Source organism: Campylobacter concisus, from assembly GCF_902460545.1.
Taxonomy (GTDB): Bacteria; Campylobacterota; Campylobacteria; order Campylobacterales; family Campylobacteraceae; genus Campylobacter_A; species Campylobacter_A concisus_AE.
In genome coordinates this window covers 64,013-78,059 of the sequence record NZ_CABPUE010000011.1, presented here as the reverse complement: position 1 = coordinate 78,059, position 14,047 = coordinate 64,013, and the positions used below count along the sequence as shown (strand labels likewise).

The window sequence follows — 14,047 nt, the reverse complement described above, 5'->3', positions numbered from 1 at the left end:
TTAACCATGAATTATCCTTTTTATTAAAAATGTAGAGATTATACGGCAAAAATGTAAATTCTTTTTTAAATTTAAACTTTTTTAGGTAAAATCCCATATTTAAAATAAGCTTAATTAACAAGGAAAAATGTGGAATTTGACTATTACGAAATCCTTGAAATTTCAAGAAATGCAAGCGGAGATGAGATCAAAAAAGCCTTTAGAAGACTTGCTTTAAAATATCACCCAGATAGAAATTCTGGCAACAAAGAGGCTGAACTAAAATTTAAACAGATAAATGAAGCTTATCAAGTTTTAAGTGACGAGCAAAAACGCTCTATCTACGACAGATACGGCAAAGAAGGCCTTGAGGGTCGATTTGGTAGCGGTGGCGGATTTAGTGCCGATTTTGATCTTTCAGATATTTTTGACTCATTTTTTGGTGGCGGTTTTGCGAGTAGTTCTAGGCAGAGAAAAAGATACTCTGAAAAATACTCAGCCGATCTTGAAATTCCTATAAATTTGGAGTTTAACGAAGCTATTTTTGGTTGTGAAAAAGAGATAAATTTTGATCAAAAAGTGCCTTGCCCAACATGCAATGCAACTGGCAGTAAAGACGGCAAAAGTAAGACATGCCAGCACTGTGGCGGAAGTGGCAGGATAACACGTGGAAATGGCTTTATGAATATCGTCCAAGAGTGTCCATATTGCCACGGAAGCGGTGAAGTAATAAGCGAACCATGCCCCGATTGTAACGCAAAAGCTTATAAAATCCAGCAACAAACTGTAAAGATTACCATCCCTGAAGGCGTTGATAGCGGCATGAGAATGAGAGTAGCTGGCAAAGGCAATATCGGTACAAACGGCGTTCAAGGCGATCTTTATGTAAGCATAAACGTAAAAGAAGACAAGCATTTTATTCGTCACAACGACGATGTTTATCTAGAAATTCCTGTCTTTTTCACACAAGCTATACTTGGCGAAAGCATAAAAATTCCAACGCTTCGAGGAGAAACTGAGCTAAAACTACCTATTGGAGCAAAAGATAAGCAGCAATTTATCTTTGAAAATGAAGGTATCAAAAGCGTAAATTCGCGCAAAAAAGGTAGGCTCGTAGCACAAATTTCTATTCAAACGCCTGAAAAGCTAAGCGATGAGCAAAAAGAGCTTTTAAATAAGCTTCAAGCTAGCTTTGGCATAGAATCAGGTAAATCAAATACCGATGAAAGCGTCTTTGATAAGATAAAAAGCTGGTTTAAAGGCGATGAGCCAAAAGGCAAAAAGAAAAAATAAATTTAGATTTGTGACGTTAAATTTGACGTCACAAATTCTTTCAAAATAAATTTTATATATCCTAATTTTTATAATTAAATTTCACACAAATTTTAAAATTTCATGAACGAGTAATTTCGACTCTAAGATTTGAGCCAAGAAAAAAGCAATAACAAATCTTAGCAGTCAATTCTTACGAGTGAATGAAAGTTTTAAAATTTGCAAAGCAATCTAGTTAAATTTAAATGTTTGTTTCTTTTGTTACGGGGGAAGAGGCTTGAATTACGAAGTCGCTCCCTTCCCCCTTAACAATCCCCTAACCCCGACGACGTTAGAAGTGGCATATCTCAGTACTAACGCACTGCATGCGTTATATTAAATTTCCAGCAAATTATAAAAATTTATTATCGAGCATATCACGGCTATAAATTTAGTGCTAAACGAAGTGCGGCCTAAATTTAGTAGTCTGCTAAGATGAGCGAGTAAGATTTTAAATTTTGCAAAATTGCTTTGTTATATTAGGTAGGCATCAGCCAAATTTTAAAATTTCATGAACGAGTAATTTCGACTCTAAGATTTGAGCCAAGAAAAAAGCAAGAACAAATCTTAGCAGTCAATTCTTTACAAGCAAGCAAAATTTTAAAATTTGCAAGAGAGTATAAATTTACTCAGTTGCAAGCTCCAAATAATAATCAAGCTGATCGCGCCTGATGATACGTATAAGGTTCGTGCTACCCTCAACGCCCGTAGGGTGACCGGCTGTGACAAGATAGGTCTTGTCGTGTTCAACATATCCCTCTTCATACGCCTTTTTCATGACATTTGCCAAAAGTGAGCTAAGCTTTGTTTTTTCTAGTACAAGTGCTGGCGTAACACCCCAAGCAAGAGTAAGCATGTGCGCTGTTTGCTCATCGTGAGCGACTGCTATGATGTCGATATTTGTGCGGTTTCTAGCTAATTTTATAGCCGATTTTCCTGAGCCAGTGATCGAGATTAATGCATCTGCTTTTATGCGAACAGCAAGAGATGCGGCACTACTTGCTACCATATCAGTCTCGTCAAAAAAGTCAAACTCATCAAATTTATTATATGGATAGATGCTTTGAGTTTGGATGATCGTTTTGCTCATAGCCTCTACGACCGCGACTGGGTTTTTGCCTATCGCACTTTCCTCGCTTAGCATAACAGCATCAGTACCGTCTAACACGGCATTTGCCACGTCACTGATCTCCGCTCTTGTGGCAGTCTCATGCTCTGCCATACTTAGCATCATCTGAGTTGCTGTGATGACTGGCTTACTAGCTGCATTTGCTTTTTTAATGATGAGCTTTTGGATAGTTGGGACCTTATAAAATGGTACTTCTATGCCAAGATCGCCACGAGCTACCATGATACCATCACTCTTTGCGATGATGTCGTCTATATTTTCAACCGCATCAAATTTCTCGATCTTAGATAAAACAGCAGCTCTTGAGCAAAATTCTTTTAAGATATTTTTTGCCTTTATTACGTCATTTGCATCTTGCACGAAGCTAATGGCGACAAAATTTACGCCATGCTTTGCGCCAAATTTCATATCTTCTTTATCTTTTGGTGTGATGATCTCTATGCCAAGGGCTGTATTTGGGAAATTTACGCCTTTATTTGAGTTTAAAATTCCATCATTTTCAATGATAGTTTTTACTATTTCTTTGCCTTCACTAATGACCTTTGCTCTTATAGAGCCATCATAGAGATAGACATACTCGCCAACCTTTAGCATTGGTAAAATTTGAGGCTGATTTAGGCTTACTTTATAAACTCCCTTCTCAACTTTTTCACCGATAATTTCATCAGCATAGATACTTAGTTCATCACCAGCCTTTAGATAAAATGGCTCACTAAGCTTACCAACTCTGATCTTTGGGCCACAGATATCTTGTAAAATTCCTATTCTTTTATTTAGCTTTTTTTCGATATTTCTTATCTTGTCAATGTTTGATTTATGGTATTCGTGTGTCCCATGGCTAAAATTTAAACGAAAGACATTAACACCTGCTTTTACCATCGCTTCCATTGTCTCTTCATTATCACTTGCTGGCCCCAAAGTAGCTACGATTTTTGTCTTTTTTATCATTTTATGCCCCATAAATTTGATTTTTGCGATTATAACACATTTTAATAATGTAATTTTTTGTATAATAGGCAAAATTTCAAAGGAGAAGATATGAATAAATTTTTATTAGCGTCTCTTGGTCTAGCAGCTGTTGCTTGCGTTGCTATGGGAGATGATAAAGTTTATAAGCTAAAGCTTGCTAGCTCATGGGAGAGCACTATGCCAGTGCTTGGTGATGTACCAAAAGAGCTAAAGGATAAAGTTGAAAAGATGAGTAATGGCAGACTTGAGCTAAGGATTGATTATCCATCAAAGCATAAATCGCCTTTTGCGATGCTTGATTTTGCTAAAAGCGGTCAATACGACATTACCTACACAAGTAGCTATTATTATAAAGGCAAAGATGCTAAAACTATATTTTTTACAGCAACTCCATTTATGATGAATACTGACGAGCAAACAGCTTGGTATGAATTTGGCGGTGGTAAGGAGCTTGAGGCAAAAGTTTACGATCCATACAATATCAAAATTTTTAGAGCTGGAAATACCGGCATGCAAATGGGTGGCTGGTTTAAAAAAGAGATAAAATCACTAGATGATATCAAAGGCTTAAAGATAAGAATTCCAGGCTTTGGTGGTGAAATTTACGCTAAACTTGGCGCTAACATCAATACTATCCCAACTGGTGAGCTTTACATGGCTCTTGAGATGGGAACGATCGACTCAGTCGAGTGGGTAAGCCCAGCTTATGACATGGCGCTTGGCTTTCACAAAGTGGCAAAATACTACTACACAGGCTGGCAAGAACCAAACGGTGAAACTCAGTTTTTCTTTAATAAAAAATCATACGAAAAACTTCCAGATGACCTAAAAGCGATCTTTGAAGCAGCTGCAGCTGAAGTAGCAAGAGATGCCAATACAAAAGTATTTTATTCAAATGTCGAGTACTGGGATAAAATGAAGAGCGAGTATCCAGACATCCAAGTAAAATCTTTCCCACCAGAAGTAATCGCAGCTCTTAAAAAAGCTACAAATGAACTACTAGATGAAGAGAGTGCTAAAGATCCATTATTTAAAGAGATCGTTGAGTCTCAAAGAGCCTTCCTTAAAAAAGCAAGAGAATGGACTAAAATTTCAGACTACGCTTATATCAAAACAAATGAATAGTAAAATTTAGCAGGGATTTTCCCTGCTTTTTATATTTATTCTAATTACTTTCAATAAAAATTTTAATCGAAACGTTTTTATACAAGCCATAAATTTTTACAAAAATAAATACTGGTGGCTATTATAGATAGAAAATTTCTCTCATTGAGCGCTCGATCTTTGATTCATCAAGTGTATTATTAAAAAATAAATTTAGTGCTAAGACCGCTTGATATAAAAGCATATCGGCGCCATCTTTTACACCAAGGCTGCTTTGCTTGGCCATTTCTAAAAATGGTGTTTGCTTACCATAAATCACATCAAATGCGAATTTAGCATCTTTAAAAATGCTTTTTAAAATTTCTTTAGGTGCTGGTAAAAAATCATCCTTTAGGCCAGCAGAGGTCGAGTTAATGACTAGATCAAATTTTTGCTCTTCGTAGTTATCCCAGCTAAAGCATTTGTACTCATCTTTAAATTTCTCAAGCCTATCTTTGCTTCTATTTAGTATGTAAACATCAACGCCTTGTTCTCTTAATGCATAAGTTATGGCATTTGCAGTACCGCCTGCTCCAAGGACAATTGCTTTTCTTACATCTTTAAAATTTTTTATTGCTTTTAAAAACCCAGGCGCATCTGTATTGTGAGCATAAATTTTATCATTTTTAAGCACAAGAGTATTTGCAGAGCCTATTTTACGAGCTATATCTGAAGCTTCATCGGCTAAATTTAAAGCCCGCTCTTTATGTGGAAGTGTTACGTTTGCACCGTTTAATTTTAAGGATTTAAATTTATTGATTAATTCGCTGCCATCTTTTAGCAAGACTCTTGTATAAAGTGCTTTTAAGCCCAGGTCTGCAATGGCTTTGTTGTGCAGCCTCGGAGATACCGAGTGAGCTATTGGATCTCCAAAGACTGCAAATGTTTTCATTTTGCTCTAAAGATAAAAGCGTCTTTATTGATATCTTTTCTAATATCACCTACTGCTTTTTGAAGCGTTTTTTCATCAAATGGGCCAACTAAAATTTTAGTCAGTTCGCCAACTTTTATAGTCTTGTAACTATATCCCTTAGCAGCGATCTTCTTCATATATTCAGCATTTGGATTAAATTTACTAGTCACAAATACTTGAACATAAGAGCCTTTTGTAGCAGGTTCAGTTTTAGCTACTTCAGCTTTTTTATCCGTTTTTTCTATTTTGGTTTCAACCTTTTTTTCAATCTTTTTATCTACTTTATTTTCAGTCTTAGCTGATTTTGCCTCGCTCTTTTTATCAGTAGCTGCGACTTTTTCGACTTTTTTAACTAGAGTATCTACTTTTGTCTCAGCTTTTTTTGCTGGTATTTCTGCAGGCTTTTCGATAGGCTTAACTATCTCTTTTGGCTCTTCAGTTTTAGAAACAGGCTTATTGTTTTCTTTATCTTTTAGCTTTTTGATCATATCTTCAAATTCATCTTGTTGCTTATTTTCAGGCACGATCGGTACTTGCTCAAAAAGCTGTGTATCGCCTTTTTTATTGTCTGAATTTGTATCAGCTATCGGAGCTTGTCTATCTACTGGCTGCTCAGCTGGTACTGGAGGAAGTACTAGTCTCGAATCAGCTTCATTTTGAGCTTGTGAAGGGTCGCTTGAATTTACTAGCTTCATAGCCACTACAATGATCAAAAAAAGTATAATAAGAGCTGCTATAAATATAAGAAGTTTTTTTAGCTTCAATCCTCTTGCGTCATCATCTCTTTCTAAAAGAATATCTTTTAACTCATCATTTTCCACTTTTTATCCTTAATTACATATATTTTGACCAACTTGCCCCACGCTCCTTTTGATAGAGTTTATAAGGTAAAGTTAGTATATTAAATTCTTTTGGCATATCGATATTAGGAAACATCCTCCACTCTTTAGGCAACTTCTGTGAAAGCTTTGCGTTGAGCATATTTGCTAGCTGGCAAGCCTCATTTAGCGTAGTGTGACCTTTATGTACATAAAGATGCAGATGGCCTGGCGTCTTACTCTCGTAGGCTGTAAAATTTATAAATCCCTCTTCTCTTAAAAGAAGCTGTGCTTTATGCCAAAATCTATCTGGGGTTCTGCCGTTATAGTCAAAAACTATATTTTCAACTTTATCATTTGCATTTATTAAAGAGTGTGCGATAACAGCCTTGCCCTCTTCATGCTCTTTCATAATATTATATGTCAGTGGCTCATTTATCTTTTCAAATTTATCAAAGAAAATTTTACCTCTGTATTCTATTTTATTAACGATCGTATCACGCTTGATATAGTAATGAGTTGTAATAATCTTTATAAGTGCTGTATCAATACTTTGCATCAAAATGTCGCTTTATCATAGATTATAAATTTATGAGCAAGTTCAACTAGCTCAGCTTTTGTCTTCTCTTGCAAAGATGTGTTGTTTATATCGCTTAATACGTCAGCTATTTTGTTTGCTATTAGTTCAAACTCAGTCTCTTTCATGCCACGAGCCGTAAGCGCAGGACTACCAACACGTATACCACTTGTGATAAATGGGCTTCTTGTCTCACCTGGAACCGTATTTTTATTTACTGTTATAGCGGCATTTCCAAGAGCGATATCAGCGTCTTTACCGCTAAATTCACGATTTAAAAAGCTCATTAAAATTAGGTGGTTATCGGTACCGCCGCTCACTAGATCAAAGCCTCTTTTTATTAATACTTCACCTAATTTTTTAGCATTTGCTTTTACTTGTTTAGCATAAATTTTCCACTCAGGGCTAAGGTTGTGCTTAAAGCCAACTGCCTTTGCTGCGATGACATGAACTAGTGGTCCGCCCTGAATGCCTGGGAAAATAGAGGCATTTATCTTCTTAGCGTACTCTTCGTTATTTGTCATAATGATACCGCCTCTTGGGCCTCTTAGGGTTTTATGGGTAGTTGAACTTACGACATCACAGTATGGGAAAGGACTTTGATGCTCACCAGCAACAACAAGACCAGCAATATGAGCAACATCTGCAAAAAGTATCGCCCCAACAGCATCAGCTATCTCACGAAATTTTTTAAACTCGATCTCTCTTGTGTATGCACTTGCGCCACAAACGATCATTTTTGGTTTTACTATCTTTGCTATATCCATGACTCTATCGTAGTTTATGCGGCCATCAAGCTCGACGCCATAGAAAAAGCTCTCATACATCTTGCCAGAGCTGCTGACTTTCGCGCCGTGTGTTAAGTGTCCACCATGGCTTAGATCCATTCCTAAAATTTTATCGCCTGGATTAAGTAAAGCGCCGTAAACACCTTGATTTGCCTGAGAGCCTGAGTTTGGTTGAACGTTTGCAAATTCACATCCAAAAAGCTCTTTACATCTATCAATCGCTATTTGCTCGATCTCATCGACAAATTCGCAGCCACCATAATATCTCTTGCCAGGATAGCCTTCAGCATATTTGTTTGTTAGGATTGAGCCCATTACTTCCATAACTTCTGGATATGTAAAATTTTCACTAGCAATCATCTCAAGGTGATCACATTGGCGTTTTAGCTCTAAATTTACTAGATCGTAAATATCCTTATCATAGCTTTGCAAACTCATTTTTCATTCTCCTTTATCTCATTTTTAAGTGGCCTCATCGCTGGGAAGAGTACAACGTCGCGAATTGATTTTTTATCCGTTAAAAGCATCACGAGCCTATCGATACCTATACCCTCACCTGCAACTGGCGGCATGCCGTATCCTAGGGCTTTTACATAGTCCTCATCCATCTCGTGTGCCTCGTCATCGCCTGCGTTTTTAGCATCGATTTGCGCTTTAAAGCGGTTGTATTGATCGATTGGATCATTTAGCTCATTAAAGCCATTTGCTAGCTCACGACCAGCGATAAATAGCTCAAACCTCTCAGCCACATCAGGATTTGCATCACTTCTTCTTGAAAGTGGGCTGATCGAAATCGGATAATCAATAACAAATGTTGGGTGTATAAGCTTACTCTCTACGTAGTTATCAAATAGCTCAGCCTGCAAGTGACCAAGATCAAGCTTCTCATTTGCTTCAAGGCCATCAGCTCTTAGTTTTGCTAAAATTTTATCTTTGTCGTTTATGATATTCTCATCTAGTCCACCGATCTCAACGAGAGCTTTTTTGTAGCTTATTCGCTTAAATGGCTTACTAAAATCAATCTCCATGCCATCAAAATTTACAACTTTTTCCATATCTAGCTTGTCTAAAATGACATTAAAAAGATCCTCTGTAATGCCCATTAAATCGTGATAGTTATGGTATGCCCAGTAAAACTCTATACTTGTAAACTCAGGATTATGAGTAAGATCCATACCTTCGTTTCTAAAATTTCTATTCATCTCATAAACAGCTTCGAAGCCACCTACTATAAGGCGTTTGAGGTATAATTCAGGCGCGATCCTTAGATATCTCTCAACTCCAAGGGCATTGTGAAAAGTGATAAATGGCTTAGCATTTGCGCCACCTGCTATTGGGTGTAGCATCGGTGTTTCAACTTCTAAAAAGCCCTTTTCTTCAAAAAATCTTCTAATCGTACTAATAATCACTGAGCGTCTTTTAAAATCAGCTCTAACTTCAGGGTTCATTATCATGTCAAGATATCTTTGGCGATATCTTGTCTCAACATCAACTAGACCATGATACTTCTCAGGAAGTGGGCTTATCGATTTTGAAGCAAGGCTAAGCTCGCTTACATGCATAGAAAATTCGCCAGTTCTTGTTATAAATGCATAACCTCTAACATAGACGATATCACCTATCTCTACGTATTTTTTAACGATTTTAAACCACTCTGGATCAAGCGTTTTATTACTAAAGTAAATTTGTAAATTTCCATCTTCATCTTCGATATTTGCAAAGACCGCTTTTCCAGCATCACGAATAAGTTTTATTCTACCTGCAAGACCTACTAGCTGGCCTTCGGCCTTTTTCTCTTCGGTATCATTAATATAGTTAAATTTTAGTTTAAATTTAGAGATATTCATATCTCTTCTAAGAAAATGCGGATATGGATTTATGCCTAAATTTCTTAGCTCGTCTATGCTTTGTAGTCGTTGAATCTCATGTTGGTTGTCAAATATCACCTTACTTTCCCTTTATATTATTTTTTGAGCATTTTTCACAAATTCCATAAAGCTGCATCATATGACCGGTTAGTTTAAAGCCATGATCTTTTGCGATACTGATTTGTCTTTTTTCTATCATTGGATCTTCAAATTCTATGATAAGGCCGCACTTTCTGCATATCATATGGTCGTGATGTGGCTTTGTGGCAAGCTCAAATTTTTTACCTTGTGAACCAAAGCTGATTGATGTCACCATTTCTGATTCTTCAAGTAGATTTAGTGTTCTATAAACAGTTGCGATACCAATATTTAGCTCAGGGTGCGTTTCTTTTATAAAAAGATAAAGTCTTTCTGGAGTAAAGTGTTCGCCATTGTTGTATAGCGTTTTTAGTAAAATTTCACGCTGTTTCGTGTATTTTAAACCATTGTCGCGAAGCACTCTTTTGAATTTCTCAAGCAACGCATCATATTCTAAATTTTCTATCATCTTATTCCCCTTTTGTGATATTAGAGTCGGTATTTACACTAGCATTTGCATCCATTGAGATAAATGCGTCAGTTTTATTTGTATCCATTGGTCTTGCCACTATCTCATCTAACTCACTTTTGATATTTTTCACATCAAGATTTGTTATCCATTTGCCAGTTTCTATCAAAACCGGATAGACTTTACTGTTCGCAAAATAAGGAGCAATTATATTATTTAGCGAAGTGCCAGATATTACAGCAACTACTGCCGAAAATGTTAAGAAAATTTTTCCACTTCCCATAACAAATCCACCAAGTCTATCCAAAAAACCAAGTCCGCTTACTGAAACTATTTTTGATAAAAATTTACCAACTAGCAAGCAGACTATCCAGAAAACTAGCCAAAGTGAGATAAATGCGACAAACTGTAAAAATGAAGGATTTTCAAATTTATATATATTTTTAGTTATAAACTCACCAGATAGATCTGAAAACCTACTAGCTATAATTAAGCCACCGATAAGTCCGATAAGTCCGAAAGCTTCTTTGATAAGTCCATTTAATATGCCTTTTATGCCAAGCATCAAAACAAGAGCGATAATAATAATATCAAACCACGTTACTAAATCCATTATACAGTTCCTATTAAATTTTGAAGTTCTTGCTGGCTAGTTGAATAAGCTAGCGCATTTTCTTTTGTAATCTTACCCTCTTTTAGTACTTTCATCAAAGCCTGGGTTTGCGTACTCATACCAGTTTGTTGTTGATTTAGCTGCATCTGAGAGTAAATTTGATGTATTTTGTTTTCACGTATCAAGTTTGAGATAGCCATATTGTTTATTAAAATTTCATGCACCGCGCACCTTCCACCGCCTATCTTTGGGATTAGACTTTGTGAAACGACAGCAGTTAGCGAAACACTAAGCATATTTCTTACTTGTAATTGCTCGCTTCCATCGAAACTATCAACGATCCTATTTATAGTTTGAATGGCTGAATTTGTGTGAAGCGTACCAAAGACTAAGTGTCCAGTCTCAGCTGCCGTAATAGCCGTTGAAATCGTCTCTCTATCTCTCATCTCGCCCACAAGTATGATATCTGGGTCTTCACGAACCGCAGATTTTAGAGCCCTTGAGTAAGAAGTTGCGTCGGTGCCGATATTTCTATGAGAAAATAGAGCTTTTTTATTGTTATGCACAAACTCGACTGGATCCTCAATTGTAATAATATGCTTTCTATAATTTAAATTTATCTCATTAAGCATGGCTGCGAGAGTTGTTGATTTACCACTTCCTGTCGGTCCAGTAACCAAAATAAGACCTTTTTCACGCTTAATAATATGCTTAAAAATTTGTGGGGCATTTAACTCATCAAGAGATGGGATATTGATTGGGATTATACGAAAAGCGGCAGCTAAATCGCCATTCATGGTATAGTAATAGTTGCCACGAAAGCGGCCAATATCTGGAAGCTCAATCGCAAAGTCAAGCTCTTTATTATTCTCAAGTTCACTTTTTTGTTCATTAGTAATCAAAGCAAAACATAAATTCTCTATATCCTTGCCACTTAATACGCCAAAATCAATAGGTTTTAAAACACCATCTACTCTTATTTGTGGCTCAGATCTTGAAACAAGATGAAGATCGCTTGCCTTATCACTCACAACAGTTTTTAAAAGTGTTTTTATATCGCCAGCAAGATTATTAAGGCTATTATCTTCTGGTATTTTTACACTTAAATTCTTTGCCTGAAGCTGTTCGATTAGATCCATATTTTTACCATTATTCTATTATTTTTGGTACAGCAAAAAAATGCCCTTCACGTGAAGGAGCGTATTTCAAGATCGTATCAATCACATCACTTGGCCTTGGCTCATCTTCTCTTAAAGGTGTGCCACCTTTTATAGAGCTAACTACAGCTTCATCGCTGCTTAGATCAAGTTCATTTAAAATATCAACAAAAGATACAATCTCGCTTAGTTGTTTTTTTACTTCTTCTCTTTTTTCATCACTGATTTGTAAGGCAGAAAGTTTTTCTAATTTATTTAAAAGAGTATCATCTATTTGCATTATATAAGTAACCTTATTAATTAATTTTGAGCCATTATATCACATTCAAGCTTTAATTTTGGGATAGTTTTAATTTAATTATGTTAAAATCTGCGAATTAAAATTTTTTAAAAATAAAGGAAAAGCGTTGGCTATAAAAGAAGATCTAACACAGATAAAACAAGAGATTGGTGCTCAAGAACAGTTTTTAGAAAGCATGATCAAAGGTGAGCGTTTCTTTAGAAAGTATAAAAAATTTATGATAATTGCCATTATTGTTGCCGTCATTGCAATTATTGGATTTTATTCGAACAAAATAATAAATGATAATAGAATTGAAGATGCAAATTTGGCTTACTCAAAGCTCATTTTAAATCCAAACGATGCAAATGCCTTAAGCATTTTAAAAGAAAAAGAACCAAATTTATATGCGCTTTTTTCACTTCAGCAAAAGCTTGATAAAAATGAGACAAATGGCATTAGTGAGCTTGCAAATTTAAAAGTAAATCCTATAGTAAAAGATATCATTCTTTCACAAAATGGTAATGCAAACACTCAAATTTTAAGCGAATATAGCACACTTTTAAAAGGTTTTGAACTTTTAAAACAAAACAAAATCAAAGAAGCAAATGATGAGTTTAACAAAATTTCACTCGACTCTCAACTTCAAACTTTAGTTAAAAATTTAAAACACTATCAGGGAATAAAATAATGAAAAAAATTACTCTTTTCTTGGCTTTTGCCTTGGCTTTAGTTTTAAGCGGATGTGGCACAAAAAGACAATATTTCGAGCCAGCTCAAACCTCTGGCAAAATTTCTTTGTCAAAAGATATGCCATCTTATATCAAATCAGCAAATGCAAATGGCGCCACTCTTGATAACGGCAATATTATCACCAAAAATGGCCTAAATACAAACATTAAGTTGCCTGAAAATTTTAATTTCTTAAATGAAAACAACGGCTTTATCATCTCAGCTAGTATAAATGGCGATCTAAATGTGACAGATTCTAATGAACGCAGCATTTATAGCAATAAATTTCCAACAGCAATTGTTGCTGCTTCTCTTGATCAAAACCTATTAGCAGCTATCAGCGCGACAAACCACATCTATCTAATAGACATAAATACCGCAACAACAATAATGGAATATAGCTCGTCTAATATAGCAGCAGTTGATTCAAGGGTCGTAGCACCATTTTTTATGAGCTCGCTTATCGTTTATCCGGCATTAGATGGCAAAATTTACATAGTACAAAAAGAGACTGGTAGAATTTTACGTGACGTGGTCGTAAGCTCTGAAAATTTCTTTAATAACATCATATTCTTAGGCGTTGAGGGTGATAACTTAATAGCAGCAACAGCAAAAAAACTAATCGTCATTAACCCAAGTCAAACGGTTTATTATGACGGTGAGATCAAAGATGTACTAGTTAATAACGATGAAATTTATATCTTTAAAAAAGATGGTACGATCGTAAGAACAAATCTTATGCTAAAAGAGCAAAATAAAGTAAATTTCAAATTTGCCATCTTCTCAGCAGCCACTATTATCAATAATAAGCTCTACGTAATCGAAAAAACAGGCTACGTTATAAAAACAAATTTAGACCTCAGTGGAGCTGAAATTTATGAATTTAGCGATGAGATAAAAGATAAAAGCTTTATGGGCAATGGTGCCTTTTATTATGATAATGAGCTTGTTAATTTAGGGCAATGAACCAAAAAATTTGGGAGCTTTTTGAAGCCAAAAAAATTCTCTTAAAAGATATCAAAGAACTTAACACAAGTGAATTTAGCACAAAAAAGACGCTTGATATCTTTTGGGGAGTGGACAATAAGAGCTTTTACAATCTTGTCTTTTTAAGAACAGCAAAAAGTAGATTGCTACGCAAAGAGGCTTTGGAACTTGAAGAAATTTCTAAAAAAATAGAGATGAAATTCCAAACAAATCTAAGAAAAAAAACTATATTTTAT

15 protein-coding genes are annotated in these 14,047 nt (G+C 35.6%); 5 read left to right on the top strand and 10 right to left on the bottom strand.

Annotated features, from left to right (window positions below):
- The first annotated feature begins 129 nt into the window (after nucleotides 1–129).
- The gene (gene dnaJ, locus FZ949_RS08490; RefSeq protein WP_103580039.1) at nucleotides 130–1,272 is read left to right on the top strand and encodes a molecular chaperone DnaJ; all 1,143 of its coding nucleotides are present in this window, start codon (nucleotides 130–132) and stop codon (nucleotides 1,270–1,272) included.
- Nucleotides 1,273–1,915: 643 nt separating this feature from the next.
- On the opposite strand, the gene pyk is transcribed toward dnaJ, so the two are convergent.
- Complete coding sequence (gene pyk / locus FZ949_RS08485; protein WP_103580038.1) at nucleotides 1,916–3,367, bottom strand: pyruvate kinase; 1,452 nt, start codon at nucleotides 3,365–3,367, stop codon at nucleotides 1,916–1,918.
- A 90-nt stretch (nucleotides 3,368–3,457) separates the two neighbouring features.
- Between pyk and FZ949_RS08480 the strand changes: the two genes are divergently transcribed.
- The gene (locus FZ949_RS08480; protein WP_021091622.1) at nucleotides 3,458–4,513 is read left to right on the top strand and encodes a TRAP transporter substrate-binding protein; all 1,056 of its coding nucleotides are present in this window, start codon (nucleotides 3,458–3,460) and stop codon (nucleotides 4,511–4,513) included.
- A gap of 121 nt (nucleotides 4,514–4,634) precedes the next feature.
- Here FZ949_RS08480 and FZ949_RS08475 read toward each other — a convergent pair whose 3' ends face one another.
- From FZ949_RS08475 to gatC, 9 genes are read right to left on the bottom strand one after another with little or no spacing between them, the layout of a single operon-like run.
- On the bottom strand, nucleotides 4,635–5,423 hold the full coding sequence (locus tag FZ949_RS08475) for a shikimate dehydrogenase (protein WP_103580037.1): 789 nt from the start codon (nucleotides 5,421–5,423) through the stop codon (nucleotides 4,635–4,637).
- Entirely contained in the window at nucleotides 5,420–6,265 is an 846-nt protein-coding gene (locus tag FZ949_RS08470; RefSeq protein ID WP_103580036.1) for an SPOR domain-containing protein, read from the bottom strand. Before FZ949_RS08470 ends, FZ949_RS08475 begins: the two co-directional genes overlap by 4 nt.
- A gap of 13 nt (nucleotides 6,266–6,278) precedes the next feature.
- Nucleotides 6,279–6,821 (bottom strand): DUF1882 domain-containing protein, encoded by a 543-nt coding sequence (locus FZ949_RS08465; protein ID WP_054197429.1) that lies wholly within the window; start codon nucleotides 6,819–6,821, stop codon nucleotides 6,279–6,281.
- Nucleotides 6,821–8,065 (bottom strand): serine hydroxymethyltransferase, encoded by a 1,245-nt coding sequence (locus FZ949_RS08460; protein WP_087586133.1) that lies wholly within the window; start codon nucleotides 8,063–8,065, stop codon nucleotides 6,821–6,823. Before FZ949_RS08460 ends, FZ949_RS08465 begins: the two co-directional genes overlap by 1 nt.
- Complete coding sequence (lysS, locus tag FZ949_RS08455) at nucleotides 8,062–9,570, bottom strand: lysine--tRNA ligase (protein ID WP_258033399.1); 1,509 nt, start codon at nucleotides 9,568–9,570, stop codon at nucleotides 8,062–8,064. Before lysS ends, FZ949_RS08460 begins: the two co-directional genes overlap by 4 nt.
- A gap of 4 nt (nucleotides 9,571–9,574) precedes the next feature.
- Complete coding sequence (locus tag FZ949_RS08450; RefSeq protein WP_021091630.1) at nucleotides 9,575–10,042, bottom strand: Fur family transcriptional regulator; 468 nt, start codon at nucleotides 10,040–10,042, stop codon at nucleotides 9,575–9,577.
- A gap of 1 nt (nucleotide 10,043) precedes the next feature.
- Entirely contained in the window at nucleotides 10,044–10,655 is a 612-nt protein-coding gene (locus FZ949_RS08445) for a CvpA family protein (protein WP_054197121.1), read from the bottom strand.
- Complete coding sequence (locus FZ949_RS08440; protein ID WP_103580034.1) at nucleotides 10,655–11,794, bottom strand: type IV pilus twitching motility protein PilT; 1,140 nt, start codon at nucleotides 11,792–11,794, stop codon at nucleotides 10,655–10,657. Before FZ949_RS08440 ends, FZ949_RS08445 begins: the two co-directional genes overlap by 1 nt.
- 10 nt (nucleotides 11,795–11,804) lie before the next feature.
- A complete protein-coding gene (gene gatC, locus FZ949_RS08435) occupies nucleotides 11,805–12,092 on the bottom strand; it encodes an Asp-tRNA(Asn)/Glu-tRNA(Gln) amidotransferase subunit GatC (protein ID WP_072594515.1) in 288 nt (95 codons plus the stop codon).
- A 127-nt stretch (nucleotides 12,093–12,219) separates the two neighbouring features.
- Here gatC and FZ949_RS08430 point away from each other — a divergent pair, with 127 nt between their 5' ends.
- From FZ949_RS08430 to FZ949_RS09390, 3 genes are all read left to right on the top strand, one after another.
- Complete coding sequence (locus FZ949_RS08430) at nucleotides 12,220–12,783, top strand: hypothetical protein (protein ID WP_087580345.1); 564 nt, start codon at nucleotides 12,220–12,222, stop codon at nucleotides 12,781–12,783.
- Nucleotides 12,783–13,790, top strand: coding sequence for an L-seryl-tRNA selenium transferase (locus FZ949_RS08425; protein WP_148790339.1), 1,008 nt, complete (start codon nucleotides 12,783–12,785; stop codon nucleotides 13,788–13,790). The genes FZ949_RS08430 and FZ949_RS08425 overlap by 1 nt, the downstream gene beginning before the upstream one ends.
- On the top strand, nucleotides 13,787–14,047 hold a 261-nt coding region (locus FZ949_RS09390), incomplete at its 3' end, for a hypothetical protein (protein WP_187424724.1). The genes FZ949_RS08425 and FZ949_RS09390, both read left to right, overlap by 4 nt.